Genomic DNA, 26117 nt, shown 5'->3' with positions numbered 1-26117 from the left:
TTAATAATAAATTGATACCACAAATTTAAGGATTTATTTCTGTAATTTAGAATGATTAAAAACAAATCTATATCAGCAAATTATTAAATGAAATTTTATTAAATTTAAAAAAATTAAATGATGAAATATATTTCTACAACATTATTAATTATAATTTCGATTTTTTCTAACGCTCAAAACTTCGCAAAACACGTAAATCCTTTCATCGGAACTGGCGGACATGGACATACTTTTCCTGGTGCAACTGTGCCACACGGAATGGTGCAACTTTCGCCAGATACCAGAATTGATGGTAGTTGGGATGGTTGTTCTGGTTATCATTATTCAGATAATGTGATATACGGGTTTTCGCACACACATCTCAACGGAACTGGTGTTTCAGATTTTGGAGATATCATGTTGATGCCAACTATGGGCGAACCGAGTTTTGATAACAAAGTGTATTCTTCAAAATTTTCTCATGAAAATGAAAAAGCAAGCGCAGGATTTTATTCCGTAAAATTAGATGATGACGATATAGATGTTCGTTTAACCACTTCTACCCGAGTTGGTTTTCACGAATATACTTTTAATAAAGCTGGAAATGCCAACATTATTTTAGATCTAAATCATCGGGATGAATTATTGGAAGGCGAAGTAAGAATTATTGATAATAAAACTGTTGAAATTTTGCGAAGAAGCAAATCTTGGGCGCAAAATCAATATGTCTATGCTAGAATCGAATTTTCAAAACCAATGCCTGAAAGTACAGGATATGAAGAAAGCATACCACAAATTGGAACAATGCATACTGGTTACAAGGGATTTAATATTAAGGTGGCATTTTCTAATAAAGTCAAAAAAGGCGAGAAAATTCTCGTAAAAGTTTCACTTTCGCCCACAAGTTTTGAAGGTGCAAAATTGAATTCAACAGAAATAAAACATTGGGATTTCGAAAAAGTGAAAGCTGATGCAGAAAATCTTTGGAACAAAGAACTTTCTAAAATTGAAGTGAAAGATAAGGATCAAGATAAAATGGCGATTTTCTACACTGCGCTGTATCACACCATGATTCAACCCAATATTGCACAAGATTTAGATGGAAAATACCGCGGAATGGACAATAAAATTCACAGAGCAGAAGGTTTTAATTATTATTCCGTCTTTTCACTTTGGGATACTTTTCGTGCTGCACATCCGCTTTATACTTTAATTGATAAAAAAAGAACCGCAGATTACATCAATACATTTCTGAAAATGTACGAACAAGGTGGAAGATTGCCAGTTTGGGAATTAGCCAGCAACGAAACCGATTGTATGATAGGCTATCACTCTGTTTCTGTGATTGCAGACGCTATGGCAAAAGGAATTACAGGTTTTGATTATGAAAAAGCATTTGAAGCGAGCAAAAGTTCTGCAATGCTAGATGTTTTGGGATTGAAAGCCTACAAAGAAAACGGATTTATTTCTATAGACGACGATCATGAGAGCGTTTCTAAAACCTTGGAATATGCTTATGACGATTGGTGCATTGCACAAATGGCGCAAATTTTAAATAAAAATTCTGATTACGAATACTTCATGAAACGTTCTCAAAATTGGAAAAATCTCTTCAATTATAAAACGGGTTTCATTCAACCCAAGAAAAATGGCGGTTGGGAAAAACCTTTTGATCCGCGAGAAGTGAATAATAATTATACGGAAGGAAATGCGTGGCAATATACTTTCTTCGTACCGCAAGATATTTCTGGAATGATAGAAACTTTTGGTGGAAATGCAAAATTTGAACAAAAATTAGACGAAATGTTTAATTCTGAAAGTAAAACGACAGGAAGAGAACAAGTGGATGTTACGGGATTAATCGGGCAATATGCGCACGGAAACGAGCCAAGTCATCACATGGCTTATTTGTATAATTACATCGGAAAACCCAACAAAACGAAGAAAAAAGTTCATTATATTTTAGAAAATTTCTACAAAAATTCCCCAGATGGATTGATCGGCAATGAAGATTGCGGACAAATGTCTGCGTGGTATGTTTTAAGTTCGATGGGAATTTATCAAGTTACCCCAGGTTTAGATAAATGGGAAAGTGTGGAACCTTATTTTAAAAATGGGAAAATTAATTTTGGTGAAGGAAAATTAGAAAATATTGCAGAATCTATTGCTAAAGTAAACAACTTTGATAAAAATTTTGGTGGCTTAAAAATCTATCCGGTCATTATTCCAGTTCCTACAATTGAAGCAGAAAGCAAATCTTTTAAAAATAATTTAAAAATTGACCTTTTTTCTGAAAGTCCTCATGATGAAATTTACTTTTTAGAAAGTATAAAAGGCTTTGACTATTCTACAAAAAAACGAACTTTTGTTAAATATAAAGAAGCTTTTTTCATTAATGAAACCTCAACAATTCAAGCTTATGTGAAAAATAAAAACGGACAAAGCAATACCATTTCTGGAACTTTCTACAAAAAACCCAATAATTATTCTATCAACATCCATTCAAAATACAATTCGCAATATACTGCAGGTGGAGATGAAGGTTTGATAGACGGAATTTACGGCGACGAAAATTGGAAAAAAGGCGAATGGCAAGGTTATCAATCGCAAGATTTTGAAGCGGTGATCGATTTGAAAAAAGAAAAGGAAATCTCAGAGATTTCTGCGAATTTTCTGCAAGATTCTCGCTCATGGATTTTGATGCCTTCAAAAGTGGAATTTTATGCCTCCAGAAACGATAAAGAATATTTCCTAATTGAAACGATTAACAATGAAGTAGATGCGAAAAATTACGACATAAGCATTAAAAAAATTGTTGCAAAATTATTACCAACAACGACAAGATTTATAAAAGTAAAAGCCTACAATTTTGGAAAGCTACCAGATTGGCATCAAGGAGTTGGTGGCGATGCTTTTATTTTTATTGATGAAATTGAGGTGAGATAATTTAAATTTGCACATCAAAACTTACTATCAACAATGACGAAAAAATATTCAATTGGAATTATACTTTTAGTAATTTCTCTATTTTCAATACTATTATATAGTTCTAATTTTATTGATCTATTTTCTGAAAGAAAAGGATTTAATATTACTTCATTTTTTATTTCGAGACTCATAATTTGGTTTGTTCTTTTATTGCTTTTCTTCTATTGCAAATTTGTAGAAAAACAAAATATGCTGCTTCAAAATGAAAACAATTTTCCCATTTTTAGATTTTTTGGTATTGTAATTTTGGTGTATTTTGTAACGATCATTCCTTCTGCAACGGTAAATCTCTTCATAAAACTCATCATAAAAGAAGAAAGCAGCAAAAAATTGGGACAAATATCCATGCTGATAAAAGACAATTATTTTATGATTTTCTTCATCAGTATTACAGCAGCAGTTACGGAAGAACTGATGTTTAGAGGCTACATGCAATCTAGATTAATGAAAATCTACAAGAATCCTTATATTGCGATTGGTATAACTTCCGTGTTTTTTGGCCTCATGCATTTCAGCTATGGAACAATAAGCAATGTTTTGGTTCCGACAGTTATGGGACTTATATTTGGGATTTTCTATTACAAATATTCTAATCTAAAAGTTCTGATTATGGTACACTTTATAATAGATTTTGTTTCACTTTTATTAATGAATTCTAAATTGTAAATAGATTTTAGATAAAAAAACTTTGCCACAGATTTTAAACTTTCAAAATTTAGCATAGAAAAATTGTTATTTCAACAAATCTATTTCCAGCAAATTATTATCTTTTTTAAACCCCTCTAGCATATTTTCCTCTTGTGATTTTATCTGTTTATTCGGATCTAATACTTTTCCATTTTCATCCGTCCAAGATATTGTTACACCACTACTGCCCATCATTTGTCTTGTAGAAGCCATTGGATCTTTTCGGAAAATCTTAAAAACTTTTTTAAATCTTTCTGGATTTAAGGAAATTGGCTGAATGTGTGCAATTTTTTCTGCGGCAGTTTTCCAATCGTAATCTTTTGGTAAATTTTTCACAGCTTTTAATTCAAATAGATGAGATTGAGAATCATCTGAAATTTTCACAATCAAACCTGGCAAACCATGAAATTTATACGGTCCATCTTGAAAAGGTAAACTTTTTGCAAACCATGCCGTCCAAGTTCTGCCATACATTTTGGTGGTTGCTTTTTGTGCATCCCAACTTCCAATTTTTTCTACTTCAGGAGCGATTTTCCAAACTAATTTTCTATCTTCTTCAATTTTATACATATCTCTTTCTAATCTTTGGAAAAGAAAAATTTTATAATCTGGGTAGGTTTTTTCTACCACCTCGTCTACTTTCCCTCAAGTAATTCCTGAATAATCAAAAGTTTCGGTATTCTGAGCATACAATTTTTCTAGTAATGAATCTGCGATTTTCTGAGTGCTGCTATAGAATTTAGAACCTTTGGCAGTAATATCCAAATCCATCATTTCAGAGGTTATTTTGTCTTTTGCTGTAGAATCTTTCACGAATTTATATTCATAAGAAAAACGTTGGTTTTGTGCGGAAAAAAAAACGGCGAAAAGCAAAAACAAAAGGGAAGATTTTTTCATAATAATGTTTTTGTAAATATATAAAACTTTGCCAAAGATTTTGATATTACTACAAAGAACTATCGTTTAGAATATGATTTAAAAAATGGAAAAAGTTGAATTTTCACGAAAAAACTTTGCCAATCCCGATAGCTACAGGTGTGGCAAAGTGAATGAGTAAAAATAAATATAAACTATTTTTTTGTTCGAATTTTTATTTCATTGTTAATTTCTCCGTTATCGTTATTTTTTTTGATTTTTTGAGATGTGATTTTATTTTTATCAATTTTATCTAAATCTGCTTGTGTAGAAAGTTTTCCATTGATGTAGATTTTATCGTACTTATTGGATAAAGTAGGATCCATAGTTACTTTGTCCCCTTTTACTTCTATTTTATAATTTGAACCATCAGGAAATTTTCTTTCAATTGCTACATTTTCTAACACTACTTTTTTTCCTAATTTCTTTTTTAAATTTTCTTGAATTTCTATTACTTTAGCCGCATCTGCATCATACTGCTTGTCATAATCATCTTCAACAAATGTAGATGTCGCTGAGTAATTTTTAATTTTCGCAAAACCTTTAGTCCAAACACCGTAGATTTTCACATCATTTTCAGTTTTATCGGTTTTAAAAATGAATTTTAATTGATCTTTATTCTCAATTTCAGCGAGCATATTTAAATATTCAATTTTCGTTTTCTTTACTTCATCTATAATAAATATATCTGATTCTTTAGCATTTTTTGCATTACCAGTTTTACTATTATTCTTTGATTGAGAATTGGCTATTGAATTAGTTGCAGTTGATGTATATTTTTGAGTTTGAAAAGAATACTTTTTATCTAATGCATTTATAAATTCATCAGGTAATTGCAAATTCATGTCACTTTTTGCGCTGAAAATCTTATTATTATTTACACTTTCAATATAACCAAAGTAATTGGTAGATTTTCCTAAATCCTCATTCACTAATTTTAAAAAATCTTTTCTTGAAATTTTTTTGTAATTAAAATAGAATTGATCTTTTTCTGTTGAATTGTTTACATTTTTTGAATAATAAGAATTTATTCCTTGTGAGTGAGATGATGCAACAAGCCCTTCTCTACCGTTATCTGTTGTTTTTTCATTAAATTTTATTTTGTTCTCAGAAATTTCATATCCGCTTTTTTCAACTAATGAAGCTCCAAAAACTCTTTTAGGATTTAAATCCGTAATTTCATTTAAAAAATATTTAAAATTTTCGTTCCCAATATTTTTCAAATAAAAATCTTTGTATTCTTGTTTGGAAACAACTTTATTATCAATTGTGAAAACTTCTGTTTCTGATGATTCTGCTATTTTATTTTTAAAACTAAAAGTGTCTATATTATTTCTTTTGTACGGATTTTTAATAGTATCATTCTTAATCTGAAAAACCGCTTTTGCAATTTCAACATTTGTTTTAGAAATTTCTCTGTTTTTAGCATTTACCAAAAATGCGAAACCTAAAATAAATACCAATGGTAGAGCTAAAATTTTGCGGGCATAACTGAATTTTGTGTGTGATTTTTTAAGCATGATTAATCTTTTTTTGAGGTTAGAATTTAAGAATTGACTGGTTGCTGGCAAATTAGTTTCCGCGAAATGGCTGCTTAAAAGCATTTGTGCAAAAGCTTTCACGTCGTTTTTTTGCACCGTTTTTTTGTCTGCCAAATATTCGTGCAAGAGAGAAATTTCTCTTTTTAATAAATGAAATATCGGGTTGAACCAAAATATTGCGGTTACTGTAGAAATTAATAATTTATCCAACGTATGATTTTGCTCGATGTGCACCATTTCGTGTTTCAAGATTTGCTTTCCATAGGTAGAATTGATTGCAATGGAATCTTTCCAGAAGAGATTTTTTAAAAATGAAAATGGTGCATCTTCTAATTTTGTTTGATAAAAATTAATGCCTTGGAATGTTTCTTTTTCATAATTAAATTGTAGGCGATGAATCTTGTATAATCCTATAGATAATTTAATTAAATAAAATATTGAGCCCAAAAATAGTAAACTACCAACTAGAAAATAGGGTGAAAATTGAAAATTACTTTCTGCATCAGATTTAATGATTTGCATATTTTCTAGCAACAAATAAACATCTGGATTCACTTCTATCGTGAAGTATTCTACTTTTATCAAAGGCAATAAAATGCTTATAAAAATTATCGATAGCAAATAAAATCTGTTGTAATGGTGAAAAGTTTTATCCTTTAAAAACACAAAATAATACACAAACATCAAACTAGAAAATACGATCATTTTCAGAAAATATAGTAATAGTGTTTCCATTAGTCGTTGTTTTTAAATTCGTTGAGCAGTAATTCTAAATCTTCTACAGAAAGTTCTTCTTTTTGTATTAAATAAGAAACCGCTTCTTTGTAAGATCCTTCAAAATAATCTTTTACCAAATTTTTCATCGTTTTTCCGCTGTACTTTTCCTTTGGTATCAAGGGAAAATATTCGTGTTGCCGTCCAAAAATTTTGAAATCGACAATTTTTTTGTCTTTCAAAAATTTTAAAGTGGTAGAAACGGTATTCGTGTGCGGTTTTGGCTCTGGAAAAAGCTCTAGAATATCCTTGAGAAAGGCTTTTTCTAGCGTCCAAAGATATTGCATCACTTGTTCTTCTGCTTTTGTTAAGGAAGGAATTTTCATACACCTAATTATTTAGTGATACAAAGATACTATAAAAACCGAATATACCTAATTAATTAGGTGTAAGTTTTTAAAATGAGAAAATTTTTAAGGAAATCTACCGTCTATTCTGCTTTTCCGATGGTCAATAATTCGTCCCATTGCGTAGTAAATCTTGGACTGCGATGTTCTTTAATCAAAGACCATTCTTTTTCTCGAGTTCCAACTACGGCTAGTTTCACTTTGTTTTTTCCAAATTTATTGTTGAGAATATCCATCACTTTGGTTATTTCTTCACTTTCAATCTTGGTTTTTTCATCAAATAAACTCGCTTGTATTTCATTTTCTGGAACAAAATGTGTGAGATTTACGCCTACTTTTTTATAGCGATATCCGGGTAAATAAATTTCTCTCAAACCTTTCAAGGCGGCCTTTGTTAAAGAAATTGTACTATTCGTGGGTGAGTATAATTTCACAATAATTTTATTCTTATACTGCGGATCCGATTGGCTAAATTGGTTGGTTTGCAGAAAAACTTCAATTTCTGTAGCGGCACTTTTTTGTTGACGAAGCAAATCTGCAACCTCGGAGACGTAAAAACTGCAGGCTTCTTCTATCAAAGTGTAATCTGTCAATTTTTTTCCAAAAGATTTTGCCGTTCCTATGCCTTGTTTTGCGTCTGGAATTGGATTTAATTCTAAGCAAATTTCATTATTTAATTCTCGCCAAAGTCTTTCGCCAATGATGGTCATTTCTTTTCGAACCCAATCTAATGGCATTTCTGCAAAATCTAATGCAGTAATTATATTGATTTTCTGTAGTCTTTCTGTATGCTTTTTTCCAATTCCCCAAATATCTTTTACTTTCAAGTTTATTAGAAGATTTCGCCTTTTTTCTTCTGTATCTACTACATAAACATCATTATTTTCTGGAATTTTTTTAGCAAATTTATTAGCTAATTTGGATAAAGATTTCGTTTTCGCAATACCAACTCCAACAGGAATTCCTGTATTTTTTTCTACCGTTTTTTTTATAATACTGCCCAAATTTTGAAAATCCAAATCTGTGGAATGAGATAAATCTACAAAGCTTTCGTCTATACTATATTCCTCTACCAATGGCGAAAATGCTCTCAAAGTATTCATCACTCGTCTAGACATATCGCTATACAAAGTATAATTGGAAGAAAAATAGGATACATTGTTTTCATCCAACAAGTTTTTTATTTTAAAAATTGGCTGAAACATAGGAATTTCTGTAAGCGCTTTTGCATGTTTGTTTGCCGCAATTGCGCAACCATCGTTATTACTCAAAACTATGACGGGTTTATTTTGCAAATCTGGACGAAAAACTTGTTCACAAGATGCATAAAAACTATTGCAATCTACCAAAGCTATCATAGTACAGATTTTATAATGTAGGTGATAACGCCCCAAATCTTAATTTCTTCCGTCAATTTTTTATGAAATTTTTGTATTTGAAATTCTCCATCTTCGATGATGATTGCCATTTGATTTCTCTTCGGGCTAAGAGATTTATCAACAATCAGCACATCATTTTTTGAGATACCATATTTTTCCGAAGCATCATCTATCACACGGATAAAAAATGTGGATTCAGAATTAGAAATGAGTACAGAATTGAGATCTATTCTTGGTTCGTTGTAATGTGTGGCCGGACTAGAAAATCCCGTTTGCGTAGATTTTGCAACACGATGATTCTCCTCTGGTTTTTTTATTTTTTGAGCATCAGATTCTTCCATTATTTTAATTATTTCTCATGCTTTAAATTTTCTGGAAGAATAGAATTTTTAAATATTGGATTTTCATATTTAAAAACGCTCAACTGGCCAGATTGTTCGTAATAAGCGTGCTCAACTTCGGAGAGATATTGAATACCAGCTTCTCTTAAAAGCATATACACTTCATTTTCATCAATTTCATCTATGGTGAAATTTTGTTTCAAAAGTTTACCGTTTTCAACTAATTTCAAAACCGTGGGATGTGTAATTTTTCTTACAGATTCATGTTTTATGCCGATGTACACATATATTTTCTGAAAAATTGCAATTAAAGATATCACAGAAATGGGTATCAAAAGCGGAATTGTAGGATAGAGCATTGCATCTCCTACCGCACTTCCCATTGCAATGATTAATAAAATATCTGCACTTCCCAAACCACCAACTGCTCTCTTTCCTATCCATCTAATAATCAATATGGTATAAGCCATAATTATTATTACTCGGATTAGAATTTCCAGATATACCGTTAGATTAAAATCACCGAAAAAGATTTGAAAAAGATCAAAAGAGTATTCGTTACCTTCTATCATAATTTTAAAATTAATAATAAAAGTATGAAAAAAAACTAAGCTATTTTTTTAAAAATTTTAAAAAAATTGTTTGGGTTGAAAAAGATTTTAATTTTACAAATAAGAACGTTCAGAAAATTTAATAATTAAGGGTTTTTTTAAAAATTTATAAAACCACAAAGAAACAAAGTTTAAGAAATTTCCAATCGTATTAAAGAGAAAATAAACGTGTCTGATCTTATTTTTTATTCAAAAAAAAACTTTGCCAAAATTATTAGCAAAGTTAAGATTATAGATTATGTTTAAATAAATTACATGTCTCCACCATGCTTATCCAATTGTCCTTCCCATTTAGAAACGGCGGATGTTGCTAATGCATTACCCAAAACATTGGTCATACTTCTTCCCATATCGCAAAAATGATCTATCGGCAAAATTAGAGCAATCCCTTCTGGTGGAATTCCAAACATGGTGCAAGTTGCAACAATGATGACTAAACTTGCTCTTGGAACTCCAGCAATTCCTTTTGAAGTGAGCATTAATACCAGAAGCATTATTATTTGTTCGCCAATCGTCATATCAATACCATAAATTTGAGCAATAAATATGGCTGCAAACGTCATGTACATCATACTTCCATCTAAATTAAAGGAATATCCTAGTGGTAATATAAAAGATACAATTCTATTATTACATCCAAATCTTTCCAATTCTTCTACTAATTTCGGAAAAACTGCTTCAGAACTTGTAGTAGAAAAAGCGATCAACAATGGTTCTTTTATTCTTCTTAAAAGTTCAAATAGACGATTGCCTAATATAAAATATCCAACAATACATAATACCAACCACAGAATAGCTAATGCAAAGAAGAAATCTCTTAGATAAATTGCATATACCGTGAAAATATCAAATCCGTTAGTCGCCACAACTGCTGCAATTGCTCCCAAAACTCCCAACGGTGCAAACCACATAATATAGCCAACCATTTTTAAAATTGCGTGCGCACAAATATCTAATGCTCTCACAATTGGTTTTGTATATTCTTCGCCCATATTTGCAAGTGCAATTCCAAACATGATAGAAAATACTACTATTTGTAATACTTCATTGGTAGCAAAAGCTTCAAATAAACTTTTTGGAATTATATGTTTCACAAATTCTTCTAAAGATAAACCTTTACTATTTGAAACCACCTCGCCTGCTGCATCTGCGGCAGGTTTTGCTAGATTCATTACTTTTCCTGGTTCTAGCCAGTTAACAAAAATTAAACCTATCGTTAATGAAACTAAAGATGCGGTGATAAACCAAAGCATCGCTTTAGATCCTACTCTACCAATCATGCTGATATCGCTCATTTTTGCGATACCTACCACCAAAGTAGTGAAAACCAAGGGTGCAATGATCATTTGTACCAAACGGATAAAGATGGTGCCTAAAAGTTTTATATTTTTTGAAAATCCTTCTGCACTATCTGGATATTGTGTGTGCACAACGCCTCCCATCACAACACCAATGATTAATGCAATGATGATGGCGATAAATAATTTGTTTTGTCCTTTCATAATTTTTTTGCTATCCTACAAATATAGTTTTTTTTAACAAAATTTAACAAGTTATAATTTACATCAAAATTATTCACAAAAAAAACCTTTGAAATTTTTCAAAGGTTCATCAATTATTTACTTGTCGGTAAGTTATGCTTTTAGATATCTTGCATAGGCATAACCTTCAACTCCGTCGCTTGTTTTTATTTTCCACCAATCATCAGAAGTTTGCTCTACCAAAGAAACAGAATCACCTTTACCAGCTTTTCCAATAATGGAAGCATCTGTAGAAGGCTCTTGGCGAATATTTAAATTTCCTTCTTCAGTGTTTATAGTAAGGCTTGCACCAGCAGAAAGTCCAGAAACTTGAACATCCAAGTTGATGTCTGAGGCGGAATAAGTAGTATCAATTGCTCCTAATGCATTCCAAACAGCGTCTTTTGTAGCAGTATCTGCCGCATCTCCAGAGATGTAAAGAATTCCATCTTGCTCTCTAATTTGTAAATTTCTAACGCCAATAGTTTGTGCAGAAGAAATCACACTTGCATATTTATCTTGTAATGTGCTCATTTTTTTAATTATTTAACAGTGTAATTATAATTTACTTTACCTAATTTCAAAGCATCCACAGATTCCTTAATTTTTCTAGCTTGGATGCTAGAAACATCACCAGTCAAAGTCAATTCTCCATTCACAATACCCACGGTTACAGATGGAAAATCTTTTACAGCGTCTTGCACTTTTTGCAACATTTCTGGGTCTACAGCAGAAGTCGTAACTACTGGTTTAGAAATAGTTGTCATATCCATCACGTCTTTCACACCTTCTGTTTTCTTCAAATTTGCGATCATTTCGTCTCTTTCGGCTTCAGAATTAAAAGTTCCAGAAAGATGCGCTGTCCCATCGATTACTTCTACAGAAGCTGCGGAATTGGAAGAAACTATGGTTGTAGAGGTTTTTTGCAAATCTGCATCAGAAATATTTTTCTTACAAGAAATGCTTCCTATAGATATTGCTAAAGCCAACGTTGCTATTGCGATTTTATTTTTCATATAATTAGTTTATTAAATTAATGACATTTATTAAATCCAAATTTACTACAAATCTTAAATTTTCAATGGTATTAAATGCTAAATTTTTCTTAAAATTTAATCTTAGAGCCATCCGATTTTAAATTTTTTCATCAATTTGCCTAAAAGTTAAATTGATTCTTTCTGATAAAACTTTTTTCGTCGGTGGCAATCTGTGCAGCCAATGCGTTTGTGTTTCATCTTTCATTACTAAAAGACTTCCATTTTCTAAAAACACATCCACTCTCTCTTTGGATTCTTTGTGTTTAAAACTAAATTTTCTTTCCGCTCCAAAACTTAAACTTGCTATCACGCCATTTTTCTTCAAATCCTTTTCTGCATCACTATGATAGGCCATTCCTTCGCTTCCATCATGATATAAATTGAGCAAACAAGAATTGAATTTTTGTCCTGTCATAGCCTCTACTCTATTCTTTATCAAAGATAATTCTGGAGTAAATTTTAAGGCAACTTTCGTAATTTTTGAATAGGTATAGTTAAATTTTTCTTCACCATACCAAGCAACTTTACGTTTTGTAATTATTTTTTTTCCAAATATTATCGCTTCATCATTTTTCCATTCGATATTTTTTAGAAGATTTATGAATAAATAATCCGTTTCGTCCTTATCAAAAACTTTCCCGAAATAATTGACAGTTCCATCTATTGGCAACAGATTTTGATCGGGATTTGGCAGATTTTCAAATAATTCCATCTTTAATATTTATAGTTTCAAATTTCTGCATTTTATTTTATAAATTAGTGCAAAAATTATTTCCATGAAAAAATATTTCGGTTTTCTATTTCTATTTATCCTCGCATTTTCTATTGCTCAAAATAAAAATTATGTAAAGGAAAATTTTACTAAAAAAGAAATTTACATTACCATGCGAGATGGTGTAAAATTATTTACCTCCATCTACACTCCAAAAGATATTTCTAAAACAAAAAAATTACCAATCATTATGCAACGTACTTGCTACAGCGTTGCACCTTATGGTGAAAATGAATATAAATCTTCCCTCGGTCCCAACAAATTTTTGATGAATGATGGATACATTTTCGTGTATCAAGATGTACGCGGAAGATATATGAGCGAAGGCACCTTCACCAATATGACGCCGCAAGTAGAAAGAAAAACCAAAAAAGATGTAGACGAAAGCACAGATACTTATGATACCATCGATTGGCTCATTAAAAATATTGAAAACAATAATAAAAAAGTGGGGCAATACGGAACTTCTTATCCAGGATTTTATACTGCTGCAGGTATTTTAGCAGATCATCCTGCTTTGGTCGCTTCTTCTCCGCAAGCTCCGATTTCAAACTTTTGGAATGATGATTTTCTTCACAACGGGAAAATCATGATGGGCTACTTCCGCACATTCCCCGTATTTGGCGTACAAAAAACAAAAGCAGAAAAAGAAGATTGGTATATGGATACTTACGTGAAGCCAACTTCTGAAGATGGTCTAAAATTTTACAGAGATATGGGAACTTTAAATGATGGTTACCAAAAATATTACAAAAATAATTTCTTCATGACGGAAATTATGAACCATCCAAACTACGATGAATATTGGCAAAAAAGAAGTATTCTACCTCATTTAAAAAACGTAAATCATGCAGTAATGTCTGTTGGCGGTTGGTTTGATGCGGAAGATCTTTCCGGACCTTTGAATATTTACAAAACCATAGAGAAAACCAGTCCAAAAGCGAAAAACACGATTGTGATGGGACCATTCTCTCACGGAGCTTGGGGAAGAGAAACGGGAAAAGCATTTCACAATGATATTTATTTTGGAGATAGCATTGCTACCTATTACCAAAAAAATCTGGAGACAAAATTTTTCAATCATTATTTAAAAGGTGATACAAAAACAGATGCAGGTTTGCCAGAGGCAGTGATGTTTGACACTGGTAGCAAAGAATGGAGAGAATTTGCAACATATCCTCCAAAAGAAGCTAAGAAAGTAAAATTCTATTTAGCAAATGGAACCTTAGAAAAGAACGCTTCTTCAAAAAATTCAGAATATTATAGTGATCCGAACAATCCGGTATTGAGTTCTGACAATTTAAAAGATTTCAACGGATTCACGCCTAGAAATTACATGAGCGAAGATCAACGTTTTGCAGAAGGAAGACCAGATGTTGTAACTTTTACCACAGATATTTTAACAGAAGACATGACTTTTGGTGGCGAAATAATGGCGAAATTAAACATTGCATCCACTTCTACTGATGCGGATTTTGCAGTGAAATTAATAGACGTGTATCCAGAAGATTACAAACCAACAGAGAAAAAAGAGGGCGTGATTTATGGCAATTATCACCAAATGGTACGCAGCGAAATAATGCCAGCAAGATTTAGAAATTCTCGCGAAAAAGGAGAAGCATTGATCCCAAACCAAAAATCCGCGGTTAATTTTCAATTGCAAGATGTGATGCACACTTTCAAAAAAGGACATAAAATACAGGTTCAAATTTCTAGCACTTGGTTTCCCTTATTTGCTGTAAATCCGCAGAAATTTCTGGAAAATCCAAATTTTGCTACGAAAGAAGATTACACGAAAGCTTTCATCAAAATTTTTGGGGATAGCTATTTGGAGGTGGATGTATTGGGAAAATCTGATAAGAAATAAAACCCAAAATTAGGGATGAATATGATGTGAAAAAGTAAACGTTTAGAAACAATGAAATAACTAGTATAATATTATTAAGTAGTCTAGCTAAATTTAGCACAATTAATTAAAAACATCCTTTTATGAATTTTATAATTTATAAAAAGGGTGTTTTTCCTTATTAAAGATGTATTCATATCTGTACATTTGTTAAAAATTAATAATTATGAAAACTAAAAACAAATTTTTTCTTCCTGCGACCATCGCACTTGCAGCATCTTTAACCGTTTATTCTTGTATGCTTAATATTGGAGTTGGCGGAGAAACAGGAACTACTACATCTATAGTTTCATTGCTATCCGAACATCTTCTTTCCCCAGCGAAGGCGCAAATATTGAGTAATGAGTACACACAAAATAATTATCAAAAAGTAAATGTGGGTAAACCTCAAGCTGAAACGAAAGAGGTATTTTATGATTTAGAAGTTCTGGAAGATTACATAAAGTACGTGAAAAAAGAAGCGAAAAAAGAGGGAATTAATAATGTTGGAATTACGATTGCTTTTGGGCAATATCCGAAAAATGAAATTTTTGATGCGAGATTAAAAAATGAATATAAAGGACAACAAACCGTATATTTAAAAGCAACTGTAGATCCTGCAATGCAAGGAAATAAAGTAGGAAAAGGTGGCGCCGAACAAGAAAAAACAAATGGATCGCTTGATAAAATAAGCGCTTTAGATTTTGGTAGATTATCACCTCCTAATTAATTAACAGTGAGTTGGGATAAAGATATAGGGCTTTTGGTAATAGATATTTTAATGTTGAGTATCTGTATTTTGATGTACAAGAAGAAAACTATTTTGGGAACATATGGTAAATATATGTTTGCTGCAATGGTAGTTTCATTTGTTATAGACGTTATAATTTATTATATAGGAATACAAAAAAATATCCCAGGCATTTCTTCTCTATACATCTATATTTACGGGCAAACAGGAGTTTTTTTTATGTTATTATTTTTAATGTATCAAAATTTAATTAAAGATAAAAAACTGCAAAAAATTGCTAAATTAATTTTAATATCTTTTGTAATATTTTTCCTTTTTCAAATATATCAATTAGATATATCTATTAAATTATTACAAAACATTTTATATTTTGATGTGTTTTTGTTATTATTCGCTATCACCTTATTTCTATTAGATACTTTTAAAACGGATATCATATTAAATTTAAAAAATTATTATCCATTTTGGTTCTCTTTAGGATTAATAATTATCTATCTGGCAATAATTCCTTCCATAATAATAAGTAGTTCGCCAAAGTCAATAAAAAATAATGAACTTTGGTCTATCATTATATTTTTTGTTAATTTTATTGGTTATGGAATTATATTTGTGGGTCTATTTACAGCAAAAAAATTAGATTAATGACGGATTTTTCATCTACGGATAATGTAATACTTTATATAACGGGGTTAGTTTTTGCAATTGTAGCAATATTTGTATTAATATACATTTTTTTCTACAGAAAAAAATCTGAACTTCTATTAGAAAGACAGAAAAAGCAAACTCAATTTGAGCAAGAATTATCTATGGCTATTGCAGAAATGAAGGAAACTACATTAAGCTACATTGGGCAAGAATTGCATGATGATTTGGGACAAAAAATGTCTGTCGCCAAATTGATGATCAACCATGGTTTGGAAGATGAGAACGGAAATCAAAAAGAAATTTTAACAGAAATAAACGAAATAATCGGCGAAAGTATAAGAGATATTAGAAGTTTAAGTAAAAGTTTCATCACAGAACAGATAGAAAATTTAGGTTTAATAAAATCCATCCAAAGAGAAGTGTCTAGAATTGATAGATTAAATTTAATGAAAATTAATTTTGAGCACAATATTGAGGATACAGATATTGAAGCAAAAGATGGATTGATTTTATTTAGAATTGTACAAGAATCCATCAATAATTCTTTAAAACATTCTCGCGCAAAGACAATGAATATTGATTTGCTAGATTTACCTAACTTTATAGAAATAATTTTGAAGGACAACGGAATTGGTTTTGAAAAAAATTCTAATAGTAAAGGGAGCGGCTTAATCAGTATGCAAAAAAGAGCCAAGCTCATCAATACAGATTTTCAAATAAAAACTGCAACCGGAAATGGAACCGAAATAAGAATTAAATACAACAAAAATTAAGAATATGGAAACCATTAAAATAGGAATTGTAGATGATCATAGAATGCTTTCTGCGGCTATAGAAAAGATGATTTCTATTAATAAAAAATATGAAGTTGTGTGCAATTCTTACAACGGTGAAGAATTTATTGATCGCCTAGAAACTGATGATTGCATTCCAGAAGTAGTTTTGATGGATGTAAATATGCCCATTAAAAACGGAATAGAAACTACACAACATTTGAAAGATCATTTCCCAGATATAAAAGTGATTGCCTTAACGATGGAAGACGATGAAAAGACTATTATCGCAATGCTAAAAGCCGGAGCAAGAGGATATTTGCTAAAAGATATGTCGCCGAAAATTTTGTTTGAAGCCATTGATACCGTCTACGAAAAAGGCGTTTTCTACACGGATATGGTTACGCAATGCTTACTCAATATTCGCACCGAAGAAAATGAGGTGAAGGATTCTGTAGATGATTTAAAAGACCGCGAAAAAGAATTTATAAAACTAGCTTGCAGCGAAATGACCTACAAAGAAATTGCCGAAGTTATGTTTTTGAGCCCAAAAACTATTGATGGATACAGAGATTCCGTCTTCACAAAATTAGATGTAAAAAGCCGAGTTGGTCTGGTTTTGTTTGCCTTAAAACATAATATGAACTAATGTAGCATTACCAAGCATTTAAAATATTATAAGAGATAAAATCTTAACTTGTAAGAGAAAGTGCAAACTATTTTTTAAATAAATCGTTTTCAACAATTCAACATTTTAAATTAATACTAAAAAATCATTAAAATTATCATTATTAAATTTATGCAGCAGTTTTTCCTCAATAACTATAAATAAAAACACAATTTCTAGAGATATGTTTATAAAAACTAATAACTGCATAAACGCCGTTCGCTATTTTAGCGAACGGTTTTTTTTGCCCCTAAATTTTAGGGGTGTTTTCCCTTAACGTTTCTAGTCTATTCCCTTCTTTATTGGGCTTCCAATCGTCGCACCTTTGTAGTACAAATTACAGCAAGTAATAATTATTAAAATTTAAAACAATGAAAAATTTAAAACTTATTTTAGCAAGTGCACTTTTAGCAAGCTCAACTTTTGGCTCTTTGAATGCACAAGTAAATCCAACAGAAAAAGTAGACAACAAAAAATCTTATTGGCAAATTTCCGCAAGAGGAGGTTTTGATTTCCCAACCTACAAAGAAGATTTTCGCCTAATCGATTACAAAGGCGGTTTTATGGGTGGAGTTTCCATCAACAAGTATTGGAATTGGTTTGGAATTCAAGCAGATGCAGATTTTATTAAAAACACACCAGAAGGTGTAGATTTGGCAGGACAATATCCTGGAAAATTGGGTGCGCCAGAAGATTACACTTCGTTTGAAACCCAAAAGAAAGATATATCTAGAACTTTTGTGGGAATAGGACCTGCTTTTAAATATGAAACTAACGACAATAAATTTTCTGCAGAATTAGGTCTATTAGGTGGAATTGGATTCATCAATGGCGGAGAAATTTTGATAGATGGTGTTCAGCAAAATTTAACTATTAAAGATCCAATCACTTATCATTCTGGTTTTGATAATGAAAAAGTATTTTCTACCAAAGCTCAAATGAAATTTAATTATTGGTTTCACCCAAACTGGTCTGTGAATGCTGGAGCTTATTATATGAATCATTATAATGTAGAGGAATCTGATCAAAATGTGATTTTAAATGCAAATTATCCTATTGCACCACTCAAAATGTATTATTTTGAAAGAGATAAAATAGGAGATGTTTACCAAAATACTGGCACAACTAGAATGGATCAACCAGGAAGTTCTACTACTCAAATGGAGAAAATGAACTTAAGTTCTGTTGGAGTTTTCGCAGGAATTTCTTACCGATTTGGCAAAACGAAAAAAAATGAAGAAATTGTAAATGAAGTTGCTGCAGAAAAAACCTACCGTTTGGTAATTACCGCGAAAGACAAATATACCGGACAAGTGATCCCGAACACGCAAGTTTTTGTGAAAGATTACCAAGGAAACATTATCAATACAGCAATGACGGATACTTCTGGAAAAGTGTATGTAGATGGAATCAACCCAAATAATTATCAAATTACTGGTGATTTTAATAAAATACCACTCGATCCAAATGCTACCAAAACTGGGGAATTTGTTGCCAATGGAGATTTGAATAAAGAAATTATCTATTCAGATAGAAACTTTATTTTGAAAGGTAAAACCTTCCAATGTAATTCTAGCGTACCACTTTCTGGCGCAGCAGTTTACCTTGAAAATAAATTTGATGCTTACAAAAAGTCTACACTTTCTGATGCAAACGGAGAATTTATCTTACAATTGCCACCAAATGCAACTTATGAATTGTATGCAAAACAAGCCAACTATTTCTCTCAAGTAGAGATGATCAATACGCAAAACTACAGCAGAGATAGAAACCTATTTGTGAATATAGAAATCTGTGCACAGCAGACAGAATGTGGAAAAGGAATCGCATTGAAAGACATCTTGTATGATTTGGATAAATTTTTTATCCGTGAAGATGCGAAACCAGAATTGAACAAATTGGTGAGATTTTTAGAAGACAATCCTAGCGTAAAAGTAGAATTGGGTTCTCATACAGATTCTAGAGGTAGTGATGCTTACAACTTGAAATTATCGCAAAACAGAGCACAAGCAGCGGTAGATTACATCATCACGAAAGGAATTTCTAGAGACAGAATCGTTGCCAAAGGATATGGTGAAACTGTATTGCTTAACCAATGTGCAAACGGTGTACAATGTTCGGATGCAGAACAGCAAATCAACAGAAGAACAGAATTTAAAGTAATTTGTCCTAAATAATTGATACTGCTTTAAATACGAAACCGCCCCGATTTTTTATCAGGGCGGTTTTTTTGTTTATTCCAAATATTAATATATCCACAAATACTATTACACCAAAATTTCACAATACAATTTCACAGATAAATAAGCTATTTGTGCTTTAAGGCCTCTCAATAAGTTCCACAATATATGTGTAATTTACTTTGTTGCATTTTTACTAAATTTTGACGCTGTTATTTATACGATGCTATCAAAATATCGCCGCTAATATTGCAATACTAATCGATTTTTACCACAATATCGAAAGTCATAATATTGCATGGTTGAATCATTTAACAAAGATATTCCCTAATCCAAACGAACTGCGTCGGTTTGAAAAAGGGAATGTATTATCTTCATCATTTGTATTGAAGGGTAAAATTAGTATAATTAAAATTCTCATCTGCTGTACAATTTTGTACAAAATTAATCTGCTTTTTTATTTCTATATTTGAAAAGGCCAATTTTTATGAATAAAAATCAAGAAATTCTATCGCACCTTCAAAAAAAAATAGAGAAACATTTTGGTAAATCTGTCTCTACCGCAACGGATTGCGAAGAATTATCAAATATTATTAAGAAAAATTTAAACGAAAATATAAGCGCACAAACACTGCGAAGATTTTTTGCCTTAGTAAAATCTAATTCAGGTTTAGGAAAATATAATTTAAATCTACTTTGTAAATTTTGCGGTTTTGCAGATCTAGAATCTTTTACGAATGCTTATAGTGAAGAAGAATTGAAAGATTTTTTTGTATTGGAAGAGTGCCAAACGAAAAATTATTGGGAAAGAAGCGAACAAATCTGTATGCAAATTTCCGAATCTGCCGAGTTTATGGTAAGTACACACAATAGATTGCTTAAATTCCCTTTGGCAAGAAAATATTTCATGGAACATCATCCGATGCGAGATCTTTTGGGCACGGTTTATACCCAATACTTTTCCGTTTATTTAAAATTTAATAGAACCAATGAAGCCAAAATCTTTGCCTATGGTTTTCTCTTTCATAGTGCCTTTCTTCAACAAAATGAGGAACTGATAGAATTGTATTTTCAGAAAATTTATGATACGCAATTAGATGATGATATACACGTAATTCCAGCTGGATTAAAATATGGTATTCTATTGCTTTATGCAGATTTTACGAGAAATGAGCCTCTTTTCAAAAGCACATTTTCGGAAATGAAAAAAACACGTTTGCAATATATAAAAGCCTCGCAAAGTTCTGTTTGTAGTTTTGAATATACGGTTTTAGAATCTTTAATTTTCACCAATAGAATTGATGAAATGAAATATTTAATAGAAAATAATACCTTGCAAAAAAGTAAAGATTTAGATTTTGTCCCAACAAATAGGAAGAAAACGCACGATGAAGCCTGGAATATTTTGTGCGCCACTGCATATTGCAAGATGAATGACAAGCAAAAAACATCTTATCACTTAAACAAAGTCAATGTGGAAAATTTAGGTATTGGCTGGAAAAAATATTATTCGATATTATATTATTTTGCTTTATTACAAAATTCAGAAATAAAAAATAATGAAGAAATGATATCAAGATTAAAAAAAATGATAGACGAAACCTATTTCACCTATTTTGAGGATAAACTGCAAGATTTTCAATTTGGAAAGTGAAGAAATTACACTTTTTTTTAAAATAAATCTGCCAGAAAATTAATATTCTGACAGATTTAAAATCCTATCATAAAGTGCAAAATTTTTCATCCGGTTTTCAGATTATTATCGAAAAAAAAATGATAGTTTAGAATTGAATTGAAGGAAAATCTAGTTTCTTTTCTTGTATTATTAATTATCCTTTCAAATGATAATAAGCCAACATTTTATAATACAATTTCGCAGATAAGAAAGCTGTAGGTTTGCTGAAAGGAGAATCCATCAATTCTACAATATCAAAAGCGACCACATTGCATTTTTCAAAAACTTTTTTTAGTAATTCTAAAGTTGGATACCATTGCAAACCTCCTGGTTCTGGCGTTCCTGTAGAAGGTGCGATGGAAGGATCAAAAGCGTCTAAATCTATGGTAATGTAAACGTTTCCAGAAACTTTTGCGAGAACATCATCTATCCAATTTTCATTTTTATGAATTTCATGTGCCCAAAAACAATTTCCTTCTTGTATGTATTGCATTTCCTCAATATCTCCAGAACGTATTCCAACCTGAACTAAATTATGCTTTTGGCTCGCTTCAAAAACAGCACAAGCATGATTGGAAGTGCTTCCATGAAAATCTGGACGTAAATCTGTGTGCGCATCAAATTGCAAAACCGTTAGGTTCTCAAATTTTTCGCCAACTGCTCTGATAGAACCAATGGAAACGGAATGTTCGCCACCAAAAAGGGTGAATAATTTTCCCTCGTTTTCTAAAAGTGATTTTGTTTTTTGGTAAACTGCTTCCGTCATTGCTTCTGGTGAAGATTTTTCAGAAATTTCACCTGCAAGAAATACACCTTCTAAATAAGGTTCGGTTTTAGTTTCGATGTCGTATAATTCCATATTTTCAGACGCATCTAGAAACAATTCTGGTCCTTTGTCTGCGCCTTTTCCCCAAGTGGAAGTTCCATCGTAAGGTACAGTTACGAGCATTACTTTTGAGTTTTCTAGACTTGCGTTTTCTTCGGGAATTCCGGCGTATGTTTTCATTTGAAATATTTTTTTATGATGAATTTTCAAAGATAAAACTTAAAGAAGAAGCCGCAAAAATTTTGTAGAAAAAATAAAGAATTTTAACCATTTAGATTTGTGAAGGAATTAAGGTCTGTAAGGAAAATTCCCCGATTATTTATTGCTAAACTGCAAAATTTACCACATTAGTTTCTTAAGCATAGTGCACAAATTATTTCGCTTAAGTGCACATTCGTTTTATGAATCTTTGATTGTTTAACTTTGTGTATTATGAATAATTATTTGCCTTCACTATTTGACTTATGTGGAATAGGTGTTAAAAAATTCAGATAAAATTTAAACTAAAATCTAAAAATATTACACTTTATTAAAATTGATTTCAACTTTATTAAACATTTCCCTATATTTGTTTCAATAAATATTAATAAATGAAACTTCCTATCATTTGTCCCAGTTGTGAGAATACTTTAAATGTTAGTCAGCTGAAATGTTCAAATTGCAAAACTTCGGTAAATGGCGATTATGAATTGCCTTTATTAATGAAACTTTCGCACGAAAATCAAGCATTTATTTTAGATTTTTTCCTTTCAAGTGGAAGCATCAAAGAAATGGCAAAACAAGCTGGACTTTCCTATCCAACCATGCGGAACAAAATGGATGATATGATCGATGAAATTAAAAATTTAAAAAAATAACGATGTGCTGGAAAATTATTTCAAATCCATTTGAGAAATTTTCAGAAAAAAATCTTCTTTTTATTGGGATACTATCTATTCTGGTTGGAAGTTTGTGCGGACATTATTTTTCTGTAACTTTTGATGGAATTCTGGATGCACACTCTTCAGAAGTAACATTCGTAGACTCGCTGAAAGAAAATTTAATCAATATTTTTGTCCTATTTACGCTACTATTTATCATCGGAAAAATCATTTATAAAAAACGAGAATTGTGGATATTTTAGTAATTTCGATGATCTATAGAATTCCAATTTATGCAATAAGTTTGATTATTAATAATCCGTTTTTAGAAAAAATAAACGAAAAAATCATTAAAGAAATTCAAAATCCTGAAAACCTGCAATTTAATTTTTCGGAAATGTCAATACTTATTATTTTTTCTATAATAATGATTTTAATAATAATATATGCAATCGTACTGCTAACAAATGGTTTCCGAACTGCTACGAATTTAAGAAAATGGCAAAATTACATTTGGTTTGTTATAGCTTTAGTCATCAGTGAAATTCTATCAAAAACTTTAATAAATTTAATTTAATAATTATGAAAGCAAAATTATTCATCTGCACAATATTTCTTCTATTTCAAAATCTATTTTCTCAAGAAATTACAGGAACTTGGTACGGAAATTTGCAAATTCAAGGTACGCAATTGCCATTGGTATTTCATATAGAAAAGGAGGGAAATGCTTATAAATCTACCTTAGATAGCCCAATGCAAGGTGCAAAAGGAATTGCAATTAAGGAAACGAAATTCGAGAATAATGAGCTTATTTTCGACGCAAATAATCTTGGAATTTATTATTCTGGAGTATTTAATAATAATAAATTTGAAGGAACTTTTAGGCAAAGTGGGATGAATCTGCCCTTAAACCTATCCAGAACTGATGATGAAATAACCAACAATCGTCCGCAAGAACCAAAGTCGCCATTTAATTACAATAATGAAGACATTAGTTTTAAAAATGAAATAGAAGGAAATAATTTAGCCGGAACTTTGACAACTCCTAAAAATTTTGATAAAAGCAGCCCAATTCTTGTGATGATTACGGGAAGCGGAGCGCAAAATCGTGATGAAGAACTTGTGGGCCACAAACCATTTCTCGTAATTGCAGATGATTTTGCAAAAAAAGGAATTGCAACTTTACGACTAGACGATCGTGGGATTGGCGGTTCTAGCGCAGGAAAACATGGTGCAACAACGGCAGATTTTGCAACAGATATAAATTCTGCGGTAAATTATTTGATAAAAAACGGCTACAAAAATATTGGTTTGGTAGGCCATTCCGAAGGTGGAATGATAGCTCCAATGGTTGCAATCAAAAATAAAAATGTGAAATTTTTAGTATTAATGGCAGGACCAGGTATTCCGATTGAAGATCTGATGAGAATTCAATCTGAAAATATTGCAAAAATTAGCGGAGCGTCAAATGTACTTATCAAAATTAATGAGAAATTAAATAGCGATATTTATTCTTTTGTCAAAAAATATAAAGGTAAGGACCTTAAAAAAGATTTGAAAGAATTTTTAATAATTGAGCTCGAAAAATTACCTAAACCAGAAAAAAATACAGTTAGCTTGGAAGATCTTGCAGAACAACAAGCGGATGAAATCTCTTCGCCGTGGTTTCGGTATTTCATAGAATTTAATCCAAGTGATTATTTATCTAAGATAAAAATTCCAGTTTTAGCAATAAATGGAAGTTTAGATCTGCAAGTTTCTGCAAAGGAAAATCTGGATGGAATAAAAAAATCTCTAACAAAAGCAGGCAATAAAGAATTTAAAATTGTAGAATTAGAAGGCTTAAATCATCTTTTTCAAACGACTAACACTGGAAATCCTTCAGAATATGGGCAGATTGAAGAAACTTTTTCACCAAGAGCTTTAAATGAAATGACTGAGTGGATTTTAAAACTGAAATAAATTTTTTAAATATGAAAACTGGAAATGGGGAATTTTCTATTACAAAAAAGAAGATGTAAGAATTTTTCCACCAAAGAGAACTCCCGCATTTGGATGGACGGTTAATTTCGCAAATACTAAATCCATTCTAGCGTTTTTAGCATTGCTTGCCTTTTTTATTTTCCTTGCATTTATGATAAATAAAAACCAGCATTAAAAGCTGTAAAAACAATCTTTAATTGAAATAGTTAAAGTTTATTTCTGATCTACATTATTAAATTTATTTGGATTTTGAAAGACTGAAATAGCAATTAGCGCTAAATTATTATTTGATTAAATTTGCAAAAAAAATTAAATGCCATTAAAAGCAGTACTTTTCGATATGGACGGTGTAATTGTGGATACGGAACCACTTCACCGCAAAGCCTATTTTCAAATGTTTGAAGATGTCGGAATTGAGGTTTCTGAAGAATTGTACGATTCTTTTACAGGAAATTCTACCAAAAAAGTATGTGAAACCCTTATTTCCAAATTCAATTTAATCCAAAGTATTGAAGAACTTTCTATAATAAAAAGAAAGTATTTCAAACATTTTTTTGATCATGATAAGGATTTTGATTTAATTCCTGGGGTTTTAAATTTAATAAAAAACTACCATCAAAATGGAGTAAAATTGGTTTTGGCATCTTCTGCAAGTATGAACACCATCAATTGGGTTTTCCAAAAATTTGAATTAGAGCCTTATTTTATATCTAAAATAAGCGGTGCAGATTTGCGGGAATCCAAACCTCATCCAGAAATCTTCATCAAAGCTGCAGAAATGGCAAAAGAGAAAAAAGAAAATTGTATTGTAATAGAAGATTCTACCAATGGAATTTTAGCTGCGCACGCTGCAGAAATATTTTGCGTGGCTTATAAAAGCGAACACAGTATTGGACAAAATTACGAGAAAGCGAATCTCGTAATTTCAGATTTTTCAGAAATTGAATTTGAGAAAATTACTTCTTTATAATCCTTCAAGAT

General features: G+C 31.1%; 26 protein-coding genes. 14 read left to right on the top strand and 12 right to left on the bottom strand.

Annotated elements, in window-relative coordinates; all coding sequences use genetic code 11:
• The first annotated feature begins 117 nt into the window (after positions 1-117).
• Positions 118-2925: a GH92 family glycosyl hydrolase gene (locus HNQ03_RS05410; protein WP_226927433.1), complete on the top strand. Its 2808-nt coding sequence runs from the start codon at positions 118-120 to the stop codon at positions 2923-2925.
• A 231-nt stretch (positions 2926-3156) separates the two neighbouring features.
• Positions 3157-3633, top strand: coding sequence for a CPBP family intramembrane glutamic endopeptidase (locus tag HNQ03_RS05405; RefSeq protein WP_173778651.1), 477 nt, complete (start codon positions 3157-3159; stop codon positions 3631-3633).
• 66 nt (positions 3634-3699) lie between these two features.
• Here HNQ03_RS05405 and HNQ03_RS05400 read toward each other — a convergent pair whose 3' ends face one another.
• The 11 genes from HNQ03_RS05400 to HNQ03_RS05350 form a co-directional block, all read right to left on the bottom strand.
• Positions 3700-4284 (bottom strand): GLPGLI family protein, encoded by a 585-nt coding sequence (locus HNQ03_RS05400; RefSeq protein ID WP_173778650.1) that lies wholly within the window; start codon positions 4282-4284, stop codon positions 3700-3702.
• Positions 4285-4299: 15 nt separating this feature from the next.
• Entirely contained in the window at positions 4300-4551 is a 252-nt protein-coding gene (locus tag HNQ03_RS05395) for a hypothetical protein (protein ID WP_173778649.1), read from the bottom strand.
• A gap of 173 nt (positions 4552-4724) precedes the next feature.
• Positions 4725-6845: a M56 family metallopeptidase gene (locus tag HNQ03_RS05390; RefSeq protein WP_173778648.1), complete on the bottom strand. Its 2121-nt coding sequence runs from the start codon at positions 6843-6845 to the stop codon at positions 4725-4727.
• Positions 6845-7210: a BlaI/MecI/CopY family transcriptional regulator gene (locus tag HNQ03_RS05385; RefSeq protein ID WP_173778647.1), complete on the bottom strand. Its 366-nt coding sequence runs from the start codon at positions 7208-7210 to the stop codon at positions 6845-6847. Before HNQ03_RS05385 ends, HNQ03_RS05390 begins: the two co-directional genes overlap by 1 nt.
• 104 nt (positions 7211-7314) lie before the next feature.
• Positions 7315-8589 (bottom strand): Y-family DNA polymerase, encoded by a 1275-nt coding sequence (locus HNQ03_RS05380; RefSeq protein WP_173778646.1) that lies wholly within the window; start codon positions 8587-8589, stop codon positions 7315-7317.
• Positions 8586-8951 carry a S24 family peptidase gene (locus HNQ03_RS05375; RefSeq protein ID WP_173778645.1) on the bottom strand — a complete coding sequence of 122 codons (366 nt, stop codon included), beginning with the start codon at positions 8949-8951 and terminating at the stop codon, positions 8586-8588. Before HNQ03_RS05375 ends, HNQ03_RS05380 begins: the two co-directional genes overlap by 4 nt.
• A gap of 8 nt (positions 8952-8959) precedes the next feature.
• On the bottom strand, positions 8960-9523 hold the full coding sequence (locus tag HNQ03_RS05370) for a DUF421 domain-containing protein (RefSeq protein WP_173778644.1): 564 nt from the start codon (positions 9521-9523) through the stop codon (positions 8960-8962).
• A 290-nt stretch (positions 9524-9813) separates the two neighbouring features.
• The gene (locus HNQ03_RS05365; protein ID WP_173778643.1) at positions 9814-11064 is read right to left on the bottom strand and encodes a dicarboxylate/amino acid:cation symporter; all 1251 of its coding nucleotides are present in this window, start codon (positions 11062-11064) and stop codon (positions 9814-9816) included.
• 132 nt (positions 11065-11196) lie between these two features.
• Positions 11197-11616: an SH3 domain-containing protein gene (locus tag HNQ03_RS05360; RefSeq protein WP_173778642.1), complete on the bottom strand. Its 420-nt coding sequence runs from the start codon at positions 11614-11616 to the stop codon at positions 11197-11199.
• A gap of 8 nt (positions 11617-11624) precedes the next feature.
• A complete protein-coding gene (locus tag HNQ03_RS05355) occupies positions 11625-12098 on the bottom strand; it encodes a BON domain-containing protein (RefSeq protein ID WP_173778641.1) in 474 nt (157 codons plus the stop codon).
• A 118-nt stretch (positions 12099-12216) separates the two neighbouring features.
• Positions 12217-12831 carry an alpha-ketoglutarate-dependent dioxygenase AlkB family protein gene (locus HNQ03_RS05350; RefSeq protein ID WP_173778640.1) on the bottom strand — a complete coding sequence of 205 codons (615 nt, stop codon included), beginning with the start codon at positions 12829-12831 and terminating at the stop codon, positions 12217-12219.
• A gap of 64 nt (positions 12832-12895) precedes the next feature.
• Here HNQ03_RS05350 and HNQ03_RS05345 point away from each other — a divergent pair, with 64 nt between their 5' ends.
• The 7 genes from HNQ03_RS05345 (at position 12896) to HNQ03_RS05315 (ending at position 21446) form a co-directional block, all read left to right on the top strand.
• Complete coding sequence (locus HNQ03_RS05345; RefSeq protein WP_173778639.1) at positions 12896-14758, top strand: CocE/NonD family hydrolase; 1863 nt, start codon at positions 12896-12898, stop codon at positions 14756-14758.
• A gap of 205 nt (positions 14759-14963) precedes the next feature.
• A complete protein-coding gene (locus tag HNQ03_RS05340; RefSeq protein ID WP_173778638.1) occupies positions 14964-15506 on the top strand; it encodes a hypothetical protein in 543 nt (180 codons plus the stop codon).
• Positions 15507-15539: 33 nt separating this feature from the next.
• Complete coding sequence (locus tag HNQ03_RS05335) at positions 15540-16169, top strand: hypothetical protein (protein ID WP_226927432.1); 630 nt, start codon at positions 15540-15542, stop codon at positions 16167-16169.
• Entirely contained in the window at positions 16169-16945 is a 777-nt protein-coding gene (locus HNQ03_RS05330; RefSeq protein WP_173778636.1) for a sensor histidine kinase, read from the top strand. The genes HNQ03_RS05335 and HNQ03_RS05330 overlap by 1 nt, the downstream gene beginning before the upstream one ends.
• Positions 16946-16949: 4 nt before the next feature.
• Positions 16950-17594, top strand: a complete 645-nt coding sequence (locus HNQ03_RS05325) for a response regulator transcription factor (protein ID WP_173778635.1) — start codon at positions 16950-16952, stop codon at positions 17592-17594.
• Positions 17595-17983: 389 nt separating this feature from the next.
• Entirely contained in the window at positions 17984-19789 is a 1806-nt protein-coding gene (locus HNQ03_RS16215) for an OmpA family protein (RefSeq protein WP_317170344.1), read from the top strand.
• 490 nt (positions 19790-20279) lie between these two features.
• Positions 20280-21446 carry a hypothetical protein gene (locus HNQ03_RS05315; protein WP_173778634.1) on the top strand — a complete coding sequence of 389 codons (1167 nt, stop codon included), beginning with the start codon at positions 20280-20282 and terminating at the stop codon, positions 21444-21446.
• A 175-nt stretch (positions 21447-21621) separates the two neighbouring features.
• On the opposite strand, the gene speB is transcribed toward HNQ03_RS05315, so the two are convergent.
• A complete protein-coding gene (speB, locus tag HNQ03_RS05310; protein ID WP_173778633.1) occupies positions 21622-22473 on the bottom strand; it encodes an agmatinase in 852 nt (283 codons plus the stop codon).
• A gap of 410 nt (positions 22474-22883) precedes the next feature.
• Here speB and HNQ03_RS05305 point away from each other — a divergent pair, with 410 nt between their 5' ends.
• From HNQ03_RS05305 to HNQ03_RS05290, 5 genes are all read left to right on the top strand, one after another.
• Positions 22884-23150 carry a DUF2089 family protein gene (locus HNQ03_RS05305; RefSeq protein WP_173778632.1) on the top strand — a complete coding sequence of 89 codons (267 nt, stop codon included), beginning with the start codon at positions 22884-22886 and terminating at the stop codon, positions 23148-23150.
• 2 nt (positions 23151-23152) lie between these two features.
• Positions 23153-23416, top strand: a complete 264-nt coding sequence (locus HNQ03_RS05300) for a hypothetical protein (protein WP_173778631.1) — start codon at positions 23153-23155, stop codon at positions 23414-23416.
• A gap of 319 nt (positions 23417-23735) precedes the next feature.
• Positions 23736-25115, top strand: coding sequence for an alpha/beta hydrolase family protein (locus HNQ03_RS05295; RefSeq protein ID WP_173778630.1), 1380 nt, complete (start codon positions 23736-23738; stop codon positions 25113-25115).
• 31 nt (positions 25116-25146) lie between these two features.
• Positions 25147-25311 carry a DUF5808 domain-containing protein gene (locus tag HNQ03_RS16080; protein ID WP_317170348.1) on the top strand — a complete coding sequence of 55 codons (165 nt, stop codon included), beginning with the start codon at positions 25147-25149 and terminating at the stop codon, positions 25309-25311.
• Between the two features lie 138 nt (positions 25312-25449).
• Entirely contained in the window at positions 25450-26106 is a 657-nt protein-coding gene (locus HNQ03_RS05290; RefSeq protein ID WP_173778629.1) for an HAD family hydrolase, read from the top strand.
• The last annotated feature ends 11 nt before the right edge of the window (positions 26107-26117 follow it).

This window comes from Frigoriflavimonas asaccharolytica (assembly GCF_013294015.1).
Classification (GTDB): Bacteria; Bacteroidota; Bacteroidia; order Flavobacteriales; family Weeksellaceae; genus Frigoriflavimonas; species Frigoriflavimonas asaccharolytica.
The sequence above is the reverse complement of the archived record's forward strand: the minus strand, read 5'-3'. Positions and strand labels throughout refer to the sequence as shown.